The sequence below is a fragment of the Streptomyces sp. WG5 genome, from assembly GCF_049974565.1.
In the GTDB taxonomy this organism is placed as follows: domain Bacteria; phylum Actinomycetota; class Actinomycetes; order Streptomycetales; family Streptomycetaceae; genus Streptomyces.
On record NZ_JBNGGC010000028.1, the window covers coordinates 1 to 14,039 of the forward strand.

Consider the following 14,039-nt stretch of genomic DNA (forward strand, 5'->3'; position numbering starts at 1 on the left):
CCCCCCCCTCCCCCCCCCCCCCCCCCCCCCCCCCCCCCCCCCCCCCCCCCCCCCCCCCCCCCCCCCCCCCCCCCCCCGCGGTCCGTCAGCCCTTGGCGGTGCCGTTCGCAGCCGTCAGCCGGGTGTCGGCGAGGCCGAGCTCACCGGCCTTGCTCAGCAGCTGCTCCAGAGCCCCCGAGTCGGCGCCGCCCGTCTTCATGAGCTTCATCAGCAGCGCGGACACGGTCAGGTTCTGCACGTCGGCCGTGGAGACCGAGCCGAGGACGCGGCCGAGGTCGTCGGTGAAGCTCGACGTGCCGTCCAGCCACGGCTTCGCCAGTGCCTGGGCGGTCTCGGAGTGCTGGACGAAGCCGTCGACGCTCTTGCCGAGCGCGATGGAGGACATCAGGCGGTCGAAGAAGACCGACTCCCCGCCGACGATGTTGATGTCGGCGTTCTCCAGTCCGGTCGCCAGCACCGTCGCCTGCGCCTCGGCCACCTGCCGCTGCACGTCCAGCCCGGCGAGCCGGATGTCCTTCTCCGTCTCCAGCCGCAGCCGGTACTCCTCGTGGCCACGGGACGCCTCGTCCAGCGCGGCCATCGCCGCCGCCTTCTCGGTGAGGCCGGCGGCCTCCGCCTTCAGCTTCTCGCCGACGGCCGCGGCCTCCGCGAGCGCCTTGGCCTTGGCGCCCTCGGCCTCCGCCCGCAGCCGGGCCTCGGTGGCCCCGGCCTCCGCACGGCCGGACTTCTCGATGACCTCGGCCTCCTTGTCGCGGACCTGGACGGCGGCCAGCCCTTCGGCCGCGCTCTCGGCCTGGATGCCCTCGGCGAGCCGCAGCTTGGCCCGCGCGTCGAGGTCGGCGCTCTTCAACCGGGCCTCGGCGAGCGTGAGTTCCTCAGCGGCGCGGTGGGTGGCGGCCTGTTCGGCGGCCTCCGCCGCCTTGATGTCCTTGACGAGCTTCTCCTGCGCCTCGGCTTCGGCGGCGATGATCACGGTCTGCCGCTGCCGCTCCGCCTCCTCGACCGCGCGCAGCTTCTTGATGGACTCCTCCTGCTCGGCGACCGTACGGTCCACGGCCACCCGTTCGCGGATGACGTCGGCGATCTCCCGCTTCTCCGCCTCGACCTCCTTCTCGGCGGCGATCCGCGTCAGCTGCGTCTCCCGTTCCCGGGCGATGACCTCCAGGAGGCGGTCCTTCTCGATGCGCTCGTTCTCGATGGCGATGACCCGCTCGCGGTTCTTCTGCGCGACCGCGACCTCGCGGCCCTGGTTCTCGCGCTGGATGCCGAGCTGTTCCTCGGTCTTGAGGAACGCGGACTGCGCCCGCAGCCGCTCCTCCTCCACCACCCGCGCCGTCTCGGCCTCCTCCCTCGCCCGGACGGTCTCGATCTCCCGCTTCTGCTTGGTCTCCGCGTCGACCTGCCGGCGCTCCAGCTCCAGGATCGCCTCCCGGGCGTCGACGTTCTGGCGGGTGATCTCCTTCTCCTCGGTGCGCTGCGCCTCGTTGGTGCGTACGTGCTCCACGGCCGTCAGTTCGGTGATCTTCCGGATGCCCTGCGCGTCGAGGACGTTGGCGGGGTCGAGCTGGGTCAGCGGCGTCTGCTCCAGGTAGTCGATCGCCGCGTCCTCCAGGTGGTAGCCGCTGAGGTCGACGCCGATGACCTCGATGATCCGGTACCGCAGCTCCTCGCGCTTGGTGTAGAGGTCGGTGAAGTCCATCTGCTTGCCGACGGTCTTCAGCGCCTCGGAGAACTTCGCGTGGAACAGCTCCTGCAGCGTGTTCCGGTCACTGGCCCGTGCGGTGCCGACCGCCTGGGCGACCTTGACCACGTCCTCGGCGGTCTTGTTCACCTTGACGAAGAACGAGATCCGGATGTCCGCGCGGATGTTGTCCCGGCAGATCAGCCCTTCCTTGCCGGCCCGGGTGATCTCGATGGTCTTCACCGAGATGTCCATCACCTCGGCCTTGTGCAGCACCGGCAGCACGACCTGCCCGGTGAAGGTCACGTCGACCTTGCGCATCTTGGAGACGATCAGGGCCTTGCCCTGCTCCACCTTGCGGAACAGTCGGGCCACGACGAGCAGCACGGCGGCTGCGATCAGGATGCAAACGAGCACGCCGATGCCCAGGGTGCGGTAATCCATAGGAAGTCCTCGTGGTCTGCGGAGAGTTGGCGTCTTCGCGAAGCGGCGGGGCGGCCCGTTCGGAGCGGCGGCGGCCCGTTCGGAGCGGGGGCGGCCCGTTCGGAGCGGGGGCGGCCCGTTCGGTGCGGGCAGGCACGTCCGGTGCGGGCAGGCACGTCCGGTGCGGTGTGCGTCGGCTACGGGTCAGCCGTGGTTGCGGCGACTGCCGGGGTCGTACGGGGAACTGCTCGCCGCGCCCGGTCGTCGTCGCCTGCGGTATGCGTGGCCCGGCCCGGCGGGAAGGGCACCCGGCCGTGCCGCTTTCCGGCCCGGCAGCAGCGTCGACGCTGCGCGGGGACCGGACACCGGGTGCGTGATGCCGGGGAAGGGGAGGAGCTGTACGACGGCGACGCCGACCCGTGCCATGCCCTCACCCCCGAACCGGACCGCTGGCCCCCACGCCGACGCCCGTTGCCGGGCCCTGGCATCGAGGTCATCCCCTGTTTCTGCCGCACTCATCTTGGCCCGGGCACGCTTCGCCCCGCATTGCCGTAACACGGCAATCTTTACGCCTTGTTGATGCCGGACGGCGACGCTCGCGCAGCGCCCTGGCTCAAGGGCAGCACCGCCCGCCTCAGCCGGCCGAATCGCCGCCGTCACCGCCGGAACGGGATCGGCACCTCTCCGCGACGCCTGGCCCACGCCGTCCCCCGCGTCGGGCAGCCACGTACGCGCCGCCGTCGAGCAGGCGCACGACCCGGGGCGGCCGACCGGTTCGCGTCGCACCCGGGGGCCAGGACGACGTGCTGGGGTTCTTCGCCGTCAGCAGCCGCCGGAGGGGGCCTGGGCGCCGGTGCCGATCCGCAGCGTGGCCGGGGCCGCGCAGCAGCCGCCGCCCTCGTCGCTCCGCGCGGCGTCGGGCTCGTCGAACAGGCCGGCGCCGCCGCACACGCCGGTCTCCGGCAGGGTCAGCTCGACGCGCTCGGCCGCCTCGTGGTCGCCGGCGAGGGCGGCCGTGATGGAGCGGACCTGCTCGTAGCCGGTCATGGCGAGGAAGGTGGGGGCGCGGCCGTAGGACTTCATGCCGACCAGGTAGACGCCCTGCTCCGGGTGGGACAGTTCCCGCACGCCGTGCGGGTAGACCGTGCCGCAGGAGTGGACGTTCGGGTCGATGAGCGGGGCGAGCGCGGTCGGGGCCTGGAGGCGTTCGTCGAGGCCGAGACGGAGTTCGGAGAGGAAGGAGAGGTCGGGGCGGAAGCCGGTCAGGACGATGACCTCGTCGACCGGGTCCAGGCGGCGGCCGTCCTCGGCGACCAGGACCAGCCGGTCGCCGTCCCGTTCGGCCGCTTCCGTACGGAATCCGGTGACGGCGCTCGCGTGCCCCTTCTCCACCGCCGCCTTGGCGCGCAGGCCGAGGGCGCCGCGGGCCGGGAGCTGGTCGGCCTCGCCGCCGCCGTACGTGGCGTCGCCGATGCCCCGGCGCAGGATCCACACCGCGTGCGTGTCCGCCTCTTCCCCGGCCAGGTCGGCGAGCAGGGCGAGGGCGGTGAAGGCGGAGGCGCCGGAGCCGACGACCGCCGTGCGCTTGCCGGCGTAGCGGGCCCGCACGGCCGGATCCTTGAGGTCGGGGACGCGGTAGGTGATGTGGTCGGCCGTCTTCCTCTCGCCGAGGGCGGGCAGGCCGTTCGCGCCCATCGGGCCAGGGGTGGTCCAGGTACCGGAGGCGTCGATGACGGCGCGGGCGGTGATCCGCTCCTCGACGCCGTCCGCCGTCTCGATGTGCACGGTGAACGGCTGCTCCTCGCGGCCGGAGTCGACGATCCGGTCGCGGCCGGCGCGGGCCACGCCGGTGACGGTGGCTCCGTAGCGGACCTTGCCGCCGAGGACGTCGGCGAGCGGCTGGAGGTACCGCTCGGCCCAGTCGCCGCCGGTCGGGTACGCCGTACCGTCGGGGCGGACCCAGCCGGTCGGGGCCAGCAGCTTCTCGGCGGCGGGGTCGGTGACCTCGGCCCAGGGCGAGAACAGGCGGACGTGCGCCCAGTCCCGTACGGCCGTCGCGGCCGACGCGCCGGCCTCCAGCACCAGCGGCTCGATGCCGCGCTCGACGAGGTGTGCGGCGGCGGCCAGGCCGACCGGGCCGGCTCCGACGACCACGACGGGCAGGTTCTGCTTCTCCATGGCGGTGCTTCCTTCGGTTCGTTGCTCGGGCGGTTCGTTGCTCCGGCGGTTCGTTGCCGGGCGGGCGGAGTCGGAGCGGTGGACGGCTCAACGGAGGGGGCTCAGCGGAAGGGGACGTGCGGTGCCGGCGCGAGCCGTGCACCGCGGCGCTGAGCCCGGGCCCGGCAGGCGCTGTCGCACGCCTGTGCGCAGCTGTCGCAGCAGCGGACGCCGACCAGGTGCCGGGCGGCAGAGCGGGTGAGGACGCTGCGGATCCGGGCGGCGGCCATATCCGGCTCCTTGCTTCGATATTCGTCAATGACCTGTACCGCCAGCATGGCACCTGATTCGATGACCGTCAAGATAGACATCCATCGAAACTGGGAGGTCGCGAACTATGGAACACGCAGAGGTCGCAGGGCCCTCGGACCCCCTTCGCGGGACCGGCGGGGACGCCGCACGCATCACCGGCCGGATCGCCGCCCGGCTTCGCGCCCACCGAGGCCGGTCGCCCTGGTTCGACATGTGTCAACATAGACGCATGTCGAACGTCAAGGCACTGCCGCTTATGGAACCCGAGGCCCCCGACGCCGCGGTGCCGTGCTGCCCGCCGCTGAGCGAGCGCCCCTTCACCGCCGAGGAGGCCGAGCGGACAGCCCGCATGTTCAAGGCCCTCGGAGACCCGGTACGGCTGCGTCTCTTCTCGGCCGTCGCCTCCCACGAGGGCGGCGAGGCCTGCGTGTGCGACATCTCCGACGTCGGAGTCTCCCAGCCGACCGTCTCCCACCACCTGAAGAAGCTCAAGGAGGCCGGCCTGCTGACCTCCGAGCGCCGCGGCACCTGGGTCTACTACCGGGTAGAGCCGTCGGTACTGGCGGCCATGGGACAGCTGCTGACCGTCCGGTAGCCGGCTCCGGGCGCGGCCGCCGGCCACCCGTGCGACGGCATCGGCACCCCCGCACGACAAGGGCGCGTGGACACGGCGCTGAGCGGCGTTCTCGACCGGGCGTTAGTCTGAAGGCCGGCTGCGGTGTCACTCGCAGCGCGGCGGTGGGGCTCGCCGTACCCGAACCGCGGCATCGGTGCCGCCAACAGTCCCTACTTGCGATGGTGCGTGCCCGCGTGTCCGGGCCCCGGCGAGTAGGAGACGTACGTTCATGACAGCCCGCCCGCGCTCCCAGGTGGACGAGCCCATGGATCCCGATGCCGGTCTGCGCGTACCTTCCCGACGACGCCGGACCTGGCGGGACCAGGGGCCGGTCGTGGCGGTCGTGGCTCTCGGCGGAGGCACGGGAGCGGCGGCCCGTTACGGAGCGTCACTTCTGTGGCCGGTCGCGGCCGGCGGTTTCCCCTGGACCACTCTGTGCGTGAACGCGGCCGGATGCGCGGTCCTCGGCATCTTCATGGTGGTCGTCAGCGACGTATGGGCCGCGCACCGGCTGGTACGGCCGTTCTTCGGCACCGGCGTACTCGGGGGGTTCACCACCTTCTCGGCCTACGCCGTCGACATCCAGCGGCTCGTGGACGAGGGCGAGGCGCGGAACGGACTTCTGTATCTGGCCGTGACGCCGGTGGCAGCGCTCGCGGCTGTGTGGCTCGCGGTGACGGCGACGCGCCGCGTACTCGCGCGGAGGCAGGGATGACGAGGCTGACGGGTACCGCACTGCGCGTGACGGTCTTCATCGGGGGAAACGCAACCTGGCACCACGAACCGCTCCACAGCGGGATCCGGGTGCTCCTCGACGACTGCGGGGTCATCCGGTACGTGGGCAGGGAGCAGGGCGCGTGAACTGGGTCCTGGTGATCGTCGGAGGCATGGTCGGCGCGCCGCTGCGCTATCTCACGGACCGGGCGGTGCAGCGACGGCACGACACCGTCTTCCCGTGGGGGACCTTCACCGTCAACGTCGTGGGGTGCTTCGTCCTCGGGCTCCTGTCCGGCGCCGTGCTGGCGGGCGCCGCCTCCTCCCACCTCCAGCTGCTGCTCGGCGTCGGGCTGTGCGGGGCGCTGACGACCTACTCGACGTTCTCCTACGAGACGCTGCGGCTGGCCGAGGACGGGGCGAGGTTCCTCGCCGCCGCCAACGCCGTCGCCGGTGTGGCGGCGGGGCTGGGGGCGGTGTTCGTCGGGGTGTCCTTCGCGGACGCGCTGTGGGCGTGAGTGCCGGGACGGCCCCGTCACCGTCCCGGACGTCGTCCCGGACGTCGTCGGGCATGGCCTCGGCCCCGGCCGTAGGCGTCGTCACGGGCGCCGGTGAGGCCGCGGCGACGGGCCCGTCGCCGATGTCCGGTCCTGCGGGCCGAAACGGAAGCGCAACCGACCCGGAGTTCACGGAACAAGCCGATCAGCCATGGCGAAGATCGCTACGGTAAGAGTCCGGGCGCGAGGGAGGGGACCCCAAGCCATGAGAGCGGACACGGTCGACCTGCGGCGGATCTTCGGCAGGGACGTGCGTTACACGGTGCCACTGTTCCAGAGGCCGTACGTGTGGAACCGGGACGACAACTGGTCGGCGCTGTGGGAGGACATCCGCCGCACCGTGGAGCGGGCCGAGCAGGCGGCTCTGACCGGGGAGACGGTGGCACCGCATTTCCTCGGAGCGGTTGTCTTCGACGAGACCCCGTACCTTTCGTCCAGCCTGGAAACGCGGCAGGTCATCGACGGTCAGCAGCGCCTGACGACGTTACAGCTGTTCCTGTTCGCGGCCCGCCTGTCCGCGGCGGCTCTCCACCACGAGCGCTCGGTACGGCTGCTGAGCAAGTTCCTGGAGAACGACGAGGACCTGTTCGACCGCGCCCAGCACCCCGACCACCTCTACAAGGTCTGGCCGACCAATGCGGACCGCGACGATTTCCGCGCCGTCATGCTCGGTCAGGGAGGGGGAGGCCGGCTCGCCGAAGCCGTCGCCTACTTCCAGCAGGAGATCGACGTATGGCTGGCGGAGGCCGCTGAGCCGAACGAGCGGCTGGGGATGCTGGTGCAGGCGCTGCGGGAGCAGCTTCGTCTGGTCATCATCGACCTGGAGGAGCACGACGACGCGCAGGTCGTCTTCGAGACGCTGAACAGCCGTGGCACTCCGCTGGAGCACGCGGACCTGATCAAAAACCTGCTGTTCCGCGACGCCGAACGTGCCGGCGCGGACGTCGACCGGCTCTACAAGACGTACTGGGCCTCCTTCGACCAGGACGAATGGCGCATGGAACAGACGACCGGCCGCATCACGCGAAGCCGCCTCGACGTGTTCCTGACGTACTGGCTCACGATGCGTACGCAGCGCGAGTTCACCGCCTCCGCGCTGTTCAAGGAGTTCGAGCGCTGGCTGCTCTCGTCCGCCGTGCCCACGGAAGAGGTCTTCGCCGAGCTGACGCGGTACGCCGAGATCTACAACTTCATCGACGACCATCCGCTGCACGGCGTCGAGGGACGGTTCCTGTACCGGATGAAGGTCCTTCAGACCTCCACCCCGATGCCCCTGCTCCTCTTCCTGTACGGCCTGGACGAGTCCGTGCTGCCCCTGGAGCGCCGACGGCGGGCGATCCGTGCCATCGACAGCTACCTCGTTCGCCGGGCGGTGCTCAATCTCAGCACCCGCGACTACAACAACGTCTTCCGTGACCTGGTCGCGGCCGTGTCCCGGCAACCCGACCGCGCGGACGAGGCCGTCGTCGAAGCCCTCTCGGCCATGCAGGGCCACCACCGTCACTGGCCGAGCGACCACGACTTCCGTACCTCGTTGGAACAGGACCCCCTCTACTCCCGCCTGGTCCGCCGCAGCGTACGCATCCTCCTGGAAGCTCTCGAGGACGAGCTGCGCACCGACCACACGGAACAGCTCACCGTTCCCGTCGGCGAGCAGGCCGGTGCGAAGTTGACCATCGAGCACGTCATGCCGCAGAGCTGGCGCGACAACTGGCCGCCACTCGAGAACGATCAGTCCGAAGGAGCCGACCGCGACGAACTGGTCCACACACTCGGCAACCTGACCCTGGTCACCGCCCGCCTGAACCCCACCCTGGGCAACATGGCCTGGGAGGACAAGCGGCAGTGGCTCGGCCGGCACAGCCTGCTGCGCCTCACCCACGGCACCCTGCTCAGTGCTCCGCCGGACACTGACATCAGCGAGTGGGCGACCACCTGGGACGAGCATCGGATCCGTACGCGGAGTGCGTACCTCGCCTCACTGTCCTTGCGCATCTGGCCGCATGCCGCCGCTCTGCGCACCGCGCCGTGGTCTGCCGAGCACGACAAGGAGTGACACGCGCGGTCAGTGGCCGTCGCAGGGACATCCACTCGGCCTTGCTGCCCGGTCGCAGAGGCCTGCGGGGATCACTCGGGGGCGGCCTTCGCCGACGACGAAGACGATGGAGACGACGGAGACACCCTCACCGGCGGTAGGCGGTTGCGGCGACGGCGGGCAGGAGGGCGAGGGAGAGGGCTCCGCCGGCGAGGGCGAGGACGGGGTAGCTCGCCGCGGCGACGACGAGGCCGGAGGCCATGCCGCCGGTGGCGCCGGCGATGGCGATGGAGACGTCGACCAGGCCCTGTGTCCTGGCGCGGGTGGCCGGCGGCACGGTGTCGGTGATGATCGCGGTGCCGGACACGAGGCCGAAGTTCCAGCCCAGCCCGAGCAGGGCCAGCGCGAGAGCGAGCAGGAACACGGAGTCGCCGGGGGCCGCGGCGGCGAGGATCCCGGCGGCCAGGAGGGTGAGGCCCGAGGCAGCGACGATCTTCATGCGGCCGACGCGGTCGACGAGCCAGCCGGTCAGCGGGGAGGGCAGGTACATGGCGCCGATGTGGATGCCGATGACCAGGCCGGACGCGGCGGTGGAGTGGCCGTGGTCGTGCATGTGGACCGGCGTCATCGTCATGATCGCGACCATGACGAGCTGGGTCAGGACCATCACCAGCGCCCCCAGGACGACGCCCCCCGGGGCCTTGCCGGCGGCTTGCTCCCCGGGCGACGACGCGCCGGCCGTGCTCTTCTCCCGTGCCGCGGCGACGGTGCGGGCCAGGAGCAGCGGGTCGGGGCGCAGCCAGAGGGCGAGGACGAGGGCGGCCAGGGCGTAGGCGGTGCCGGAGAGCAGGAAGAGGCCGGCGAGGTGCGGGATGCCGAGGTGTTCGGCGAGGGTGCCGGCGGGAGCGGCGAGGTTGGGGCCGGCGACGCCGCCGAGGGTGGTGGCGACCAGGACGGTGGAGACGGCGCGGGCGCGGTGGCCGGCCGGGGCGAGGTCGGCTCCGGCGTAGCGGGCCTGGAGGTTGGTGGCGGTGCCGGCGCCGTAGACGAACAGGGCGATGAACAGCAGGACGGGGTTGTCGAGGACGGCGGCGGTGATGACACCGGCGGAACCGATCGCGCCGGTGAGGTATCCGGTGGCGAGGCCGGGGCGGCGGCCGCGGGCCTGGGAGATGCGGCCGACGGTGACGGCGGCGAGCGCGGAACCGGCGGTGAACAGGGCGCTGGGCAGCCCGGCGAGACTGGTGGTGCCGAGCATGTCCTGAGCGAGCAGGGCGCCGACGGTGACGCCCGCGGCGAGACCCGCGCCGCTGAGGACCTGGGAGGCGACCAGGACGCGCAGGATGCGGCGCTGCGCCGGGGCGGGATCGGGTATGCCGGAGTCTGTGGCCGGACCGGCGTGGGCGGGAGTCGTCACGGGAGCCTTTCGCGGGGCGGGGCGGGGGGCGGGGCAGGCAGGGCGGGCGCGGCTTCCCGGCTCTCGACGGCCGGGAACCCGGGGCCCGGGCCCCGGCCGCCTCCGGACGGTGCGACGGTCCACGGGGAGGCGAGGGCCTGAGCGCGGTCGGCGATCAGGTCGGTGGCGTGCTCCGGGCCGACGGGCACACGGACCACACTGTCGGCGAAGCCGCGGCCGCCGTGATGGCCGCCGTCGGGGTCGCGGTGGTGGCCGCCGTCGGGGTCGCGGTGGGGGCCGCCGTCGGGGTCGCGGTGGGGGTCGCCGTGGTCACCCCCGCGGTGGTCGCCGAAGAAGGCGGCAGCCGGTCGGCCGGAGCGTTCATGCCAGGTCCGCGGCGTCGACGGGCAGCTCCGACAGGCGCCACTCCAGCATGCCGTCGTTGAGGCGGACCGCGCGGCGGCCGAGGTCCGTCAGCAGCCGTACGGCGTCGTAGGCCAGGACGCAGTACTCGCCACGGCAGTACACGACGATCTCGGCGTCCTGGGGCAGCTCGTCGATGCGCTCGGCCAGCTCCTCGACCGGGAGGGAGAGCGCGCCCGGAATGTGCCCCGCCCGGTACTCCTCCACCGGTCGCACGTCCAGTACGACGACGCCTCCGGCCGCCACCCGGGCGCGCAGCTCCTCCCGCGTCACCTCGGCGGCGGCGTGCTCGCCGAGGTGGGCGTCACGGGCGGCGGGGACGGTGGCCTGGTGGGCTTCGGCGACCTTGCGCAGCAGGGCGAAGAGCTGCGCGACGTCGTCACCGGCGAGCCGGTAGTGGATGCGGACCCCCTCGCGGCGGGTCGAGACGAACCCGGCCTGCTTGAGGATCTGCAGGTGCGCCGACGCGGTCGTCAGGTTCAGCCCGGCCGCCTTCGCGAGCGCGTCCACGGTCCGCTCGCCCTGGGCCAGCAGGTCCAGCAGCTCCAGCCGCTTTCCGCTGGCCAGCGCTTTGCCGCTGGCCGCGAACGCCTCGTACAGCAGCGTCTTCGTCCCGCTCTTCGTGCTCTCCGGCATGGTCATCCTCCATATATCCATGGAATACCGTAGATGAATGCGGGCGCGGTGACCACACGCCCCCACCCCCGGGCCCCGGGCCCCGGGCCCCGGGCCCCGGGAGGACGCCGTCGTGCTGATCGGGTACGGCGTCAAGGTCGCCGACACACGCCCCTGACGCTCGTCAGCGACTCCTCCCGGGCACCCCGAAGGTGCGGCCGGGCGCGGCGTACTCCACGGGGCCGGTGCAGCGCGCACCCGCCCGGGTCACCGCCTCCGCCGGTTCCAGGGACGGCCCGAGGTGGGTGACGACCAGGCGCCGCGCTCCAGAGGTGGCCGCGCTCTCGCCCGCCTGCTCCGGGGTGTGGTGCACGGCCTCGGTGCCGGCCTGGGGCGCGCGTGCGTAGTCCGCCTCGCACAGCAGCACCGTGCAGTCGTCGGCGAGCGCGGTGAGCGCCTCGCACGGGGCGGTGTCGCCGGAGTAGGCGAGGCAGGCCCCGGCCTCGGTCTCGATCCGGACCCCGAACGCGGGCATCCCGTGCGTCATTGCCCGGCTGGTCAGCGCGAGCCCGCCGACCAGGGCGCGGTGGTGGTCGCGCAGCTCGACGACCTGGAAGGCATCCTCGACCGGGCTCCGCCGGGGCCCGTTGGTGAGGAAGCCGGCGAGCCGGTCCGCGATTCCCGGCGGGCCGAAGAGGGGGACGGGCGCGCGGAGTTCGATGTCCGCGTACAGGAGGCCGTAGTACGCGGTCAGCAGGTCGGCGCAGTGGTCCGCGTGCAGATGCGAGATCCAGATTCCGTCGAGCCGGTCCAGGCTTGTGTGTTCGCGCAGCGCGCCGAGCGTGCCGCTGCCGGCGTCCATCCACAACCGGGCGCCACCGCCCTCGACCAGGTACCCCGAGCACGGGTTCCCGGCCCGGGGGTAGGGGCTCGCGCTGCCGAGGACCGTGAACCGGAGATCGTCCGTCATGTGCGCGGAGTCTACGGGCGCCGCCGCCCGGGGCCCGGCGCTCGGGCGTCCGGCGCCGCAGCGGCCGCTTCCGCCCGCGTCGTCCGGGCGGAGAGGTCGCGGGGCGCGCCTCTGACCGGGTCCGTCACATGTGTGCAGGCCTTGTGGCCGGTTTGCTCCTTGCCCCCCTCACCGGTGTCACATGTCATGGGCTGGAGCGTTGAACGAGCAGCAATCGGGGGCCGTAAGCGTGCTGGAAGGAAGAGCCGACGGCGACGGAGCCGGGAGCGAGGCCCGCATTCGGGTGCTTCTGGCCGAGGACGCTCCTTTGATCCGTCAGGCGCTGGCTGCACTGCTGTCCCAGGAGCCCGACATCGACATCGTGGCCGCGGTCGACCACGGAGACCTCATCGTCCCCACCGCGCTGCGCACACCTCCGGACGTGGCGGTGCTCGACATCGACCTGCCCGGGACGGACGGGATCACGGCGGCCGTGGAACTGCAGGCCGAGCTGCCCTCCTGCCGCACGCTCCTGCTGACCAGCGTGGCGCGGCCGGAACACGTACGTCGTGCGCTGGCGGCCAAGGTCGCCGGATTCATCCGCAAGGACGCGCCGACCGCACGGTTGGCGGAGGACATCCGTCAGGTGGCGCAGGGCCGTCGGGTGGTCGACCCGGAGTTGGTCCTCGCGGCCGCGACGGCGACGGACAATCCGCTGACACCCCGTGAGGTCTCCGTGCTGCGGCTGACGGCACAGGGGGCGTCGACCCGGGACGTGGCCGCGCAGCTCTACATCTCGGTCGGGACGGTACGGAACCATCTGGCGTCCGCCGTGGCCAAGACGCAGGCACGCAGCCGGGTGGACGCGATCAGGATCTCGACCGAGGCGGGGTGGCTCTGACCGCCGCTTCGTTTCCTACGGGCGCCTCCTCGCACCCCGCGTCGGCCTCGGACGGGTCGTGCTCGTCGTCGCTCCAGTGCCCCACCAGGTCGCGGTAGAGGGGCGACCGTTCCAGGACCTCGTGGTGTACGCCGCTCACCACCCGGCCGCCGTCGAGGACGAGGACGTGCCGGGCGCGTCGCGCGGAACTGATGCGGTGGGCGATCACGACCAGTGATCCGGGCCGCCGCGCGAACGCCTCCTCCGCACGGGCCTCGGCCGCGGGGTCGAGGTGACAGGTCGCCTCATCCAGCACGACGAGGGGGGCCGGTGACAGGTACGCGCGGGCGAGCGCGATCTGCTGGCGCTCGCCCGAGGACAGCGTGGCAGGGTCGATCAGGGCGCCGATCCCGCCGAGCCGGCTGACGAGGGGAGCCGCCCCCACCTCGTCCACGGCCGCCACCTCGGCGTGCGGCTCTAGGAACTCCGGCAGCGTCACCCAGTCGGGGACGTGGAAGCCGGGCCGGCGCCGGTCGGGTACGAGCGTGCCGTCGGGCCGCTCGACGGCGGGCTCCAGGACGCCTTTCTCCGAGACGACGTGACGTTCGACGAAACCGCCGTAGCGCACGTACAACGGGCCCTGGTTCCAGCGCAGATCGCTGAGAATGTAGGCGCCGGGCTCCCCGCCGACGACGGCATCGACACCGTCGAGCACCTCGCGCAACTCCGCCTCGTCCGCCGGATAGACGGTGACGAATTTTCCACTGCCGCCGCGGGGCGCGTATTTCATGTTCCGCAGCTGGAGGATGTGCCGGCCGCGCAGGAACTTGAACGGTATTCCCCGGGGAACGCAGAAGTCCCAGACCGCGTCGAGGATCTTCTCGGCGTTGTCCTGGCACCCGGAGGCGTGGATCTTCCAGCCCTGGGACGGCCGGCGCGTGCCTTCCGGGGTGCAGACCAGCCAGTCGTCCTGGACGACCTTCCGCCACCCTTCGGGCAGCTCCCGGTCCGCGGCGGCGAAGGAGTACTCCCCTTCGCGCACCTGCCACGGTGAGTCGAAGAACGTGCGGTCGGCCATGCAATACGCGTCGTACCGCATCCCTGTGTCCCCCCGGATCCTCGTACTCCCGCATTCGGTTTCCTCGAACGACTGGAAAGATTTCACACCCCGCACCACCGCACCAGTACACAACGCCCAAGTTGAACCGTGAAAAACGCATGGTTCGAGGTGCGCGAATCGGCCAAACTCCTTGCCCCGCAGAAGATCTGTCATCCGCAGCC

12 protein-coding genes and 1 pseudogene are annotated in these 14,039 nt (G+C 72.0%); 6 read left to right on the forward strand and 7 right to left on the reverse strand.

The genetic code is table 11. The features are described 5' to 3' along the window. Positions 1–85: 85 nt before the first annotated feature. The 3 genes from ACP4IX_RS25985 to ACP4IX_RS25995 all read right to left on the reverse strand — a co-directional run bounded on the left by ACP4IX_RS25985 (position 86) and on the right by ACP4IX_RS25995 (position 4,623). A complete protein-coding gene (locus tag ACP4IX_RS25985; RefSeq protein WP_426556852.1) occupies positions 86–2,125 on the reverse strand; it encodes a flotillin family protein in 2,040 nt (679 codons plus the stop codon). A gap of 801 nt (positions 2,126–2,926) precedes the next feature. Then, positions 2,927–4,282, reverse strand: a complete 1,356-nt coding sequence (locus tag ACP4IX_RS25990; protein ID WP_426520754.1) for an NAD(P)-binding domain-containing protein — start codon at positions 4,280–4,282, stop codon at positions 2,927–2,929. A 101-nt stretch (positions 4,283–4,383) separates the two neighbouring features. Beyond that, positions 4,384–4,623, reverse strand: coding sequence for a hypothetical protein (locus ACP4IX_RS25995; protein WP_426556854.1), 240 nt, complete (start codon positions 4,621–4,623; stop codon positions 4,384–4,386). Positions 4,624–4,802: 179 nt separating this feature from the next. Between ACP4IX_RS25995 and ACP4IX_RS26000 the strand changes: the two genes are divergently transcribed. The 5 genes and pseudogenes from ACP4IX_RS26000 to ACP4IX_RS26020 all read left to right on the forward strand — a co-directional run bounded on the left by ACP4IX_RS26000 (position 4,803) and on the right by ACP4IX_RS26020 (position 8,516). Further along, positions 4,803–5,168 carry an ArsR/SmtB family transcription factor gene (locus ACP4IX_RS26000; RefSeq protein ID WP_426520758.1) on the forward strand — a complete coding sequence of 122 codons (366 nt, stop codon included), beginning with the start codon at positions 4,803–4,805 and terminating at the stop codon, positions 5,166–5,168. A gap of 250 nt (positions 5,169–5,418) precedes the next feature. Then, positions 5,419–5,904: a fluoride efflux transporter CrcB gene (gene crcB / locus ACP4IX_RS26005; protein WP_426556856.1), complete on the forward strand. Its 486-nt coding sequence runs from the start codon at positions 5,419–5,421 to the stop codon at positions 5,902–5,904. Beyond that, positions 5,901–5,990: pseudogene (locus ACP4IX_RS26010) on the forward strand (DUF190 domain-containing protein); the annotation flags it as partial. The gene crcB (ACP4IX_RS26005) and the pseudogene ACP4IX_RS26010, both read left to right, overlap by 4 nt. Before the next feature lie 56 nt (positions 5,991–6,046). After that, positions 6,047–6,421 carry a fluoride efflux transporter CrcB gene (gene crcB, locus ACP4IX_RS26015; protein ID WP_426556858.1) on the forward strand — a complete coding sequence of 125 codons (375 nt, stop codon included), beginning with the start codon at positions 6,047–6,049 and terminating at the stop codon, positions 6,419–6,421. Positions 6,422–6,665: 244 nt separating this feature from the next. Continuing rightward, positions 6,666–8,516, forward strand: a complete 1,851-nt coding sequence (locus ACP4IX_RS26020; RefSeq protein ID WP_426556860.1) for a DUF262 domain-containing protein — start codon at positions 6,666–6,668, stop codon at positions 8,514–8,516. A gap of 127 nt (positions 8,517–8,643) precedes the next feature. Here the strand turns inward: ACP4IX_RS26020 and ACP4IX_RS26025 are convergent, their stop codons facing one another. The 3 genes from ACP4IX_RS26025 to ACP4IX_RS26035 form a co-directional block, all read right to left on the reverse strand. Next, on the reverse strand, positions 8,644–9,912 hold the full coding sequence (locus ACP4IX_RS26025; RefSeq protein WP_426556862.1) for an MFS transporter: 1,269 nt from the start codon (positions 9,910–9,912) through the stop codon (positions 8,644–8,646). 360 nt (positions 9,913–10,272) lie between these two features. Then, the gene (locus ACP4IX_RS26030) at positions 10,273–10,950 is read right to left on the reverse strand and encodes an ArsR/SmtB family transcription factor (protein WP_426520768.1); all 678 of its coding nucleotides are present in this window, start codon (positions 10,948–10,950) and stop codon (positions 10,273–10,275) included. A 163-nt stretch (positions 10,951–11,113) separates the two neighbouring features. Continuing rightward, on the reverse strand, positions 11,114–11,899 hold the full coding sequence (locus ACP4IX_RS26035; RefSeq protein WP_426520770.1) for an MBL fold metallo-hydrolase: 786 nt from the start codon (positions 11,897–11,899) through the stop codon (positions 11,114–11,116). Positions 11,900–12,128: 229 nt separating this feature from the next. Here ACP4IX_RS26035 and ACP4IX_RS26040 point away from each other — a divergent pair, with 229 nt between their 5' ends. Beyond that, positions 12,129–12,779, forward strand: coding sequence for a response regulator transcription factor (locus tag ACP4IX_RS26040; protein WP_426556864.1), 651 nt, complete (start codon positions 12,129–12,131; stop codon positions 12,777–12,779). Here ACP4IX_RS26040 and ACP4IX_RS26045 read toward each other — a convergent pair. After that, positions 12,748–13,836: an ATP-binding cassette domain-containing protein gene (locus ACP4IX_RS26045; RefSeq protein WP_426556866.1), complete on the reverse strand. Its 1,089-nt coding sequence runs from the start codon at positions 13,834–13,836 to the stop codon at positions 12,748–12,750. The two genes, ACP4IX_RS26040 and ACP4IX_RS26045, sit on opposite strands and share 32 nt — an antisense overlap. Between the last annotated feature and the right edge of the window lie 203 nt (positions 13,837–14,039).

Coding starts and splice junctions, on each gene's coding strand:
- ACP4IX_RS26035 (WP_426520770.1), bottom strand. CDS start 11,899: ATGACGGACGATCTCCGGTTCACGGTCCTCGGCAGCGCGAGCCCCTAC.
- ACP4IX_RS25990 (WP_426520754.1), bottom strand. CDS start 4,282: ATGGAGAAGCAGAACCTGCCCGTCGTGGTCGTCGGAGCCGGCCCGGTC.
- ACP4IX_RS26045 (WP_426556866.1), bottom strand. CDS start 13,836: ATGGCCGACCGCACGTTCTTCGACTCACCGTGGCAGGTGCGCGAAGGG.
- ACP4IX_RS26020 (WP_426556860.1), top strand. CDS start 6,666: ATGAGAGCGGACACGGTCGACCTGCGGCGGATCTTCGGCAGGGACGTG.
- crcB (WP_426556856.1), top strand. CDS start 5,419: ATGACAGCCCGCCCGCGCTCCCAGGTGGACGAGCCCATGGATCCCGAT.
- ACP4IX_RS25985 (WP_426556852.1), bottom strand. CDS start 2,125: ATGGATTACCGCACCCTGGGCATCGGCGTGCTCGTTTGCATCCTGATC.
- ACP4IX_RS26000 (WP_426520758.1), top strand. CDS start 4,803: ATGTCGAACGTCAAGGCACTGCCGCTTATGGAACCCGAGGCCCCCGAC.
- ACP4IX_RS26030 (WP_426520768.1), bottom strand. CDS start 10,950: ATGCCGGAGAGCACGAAGAGCGGGACGAAGACGCTGCTGTACGAGGCG.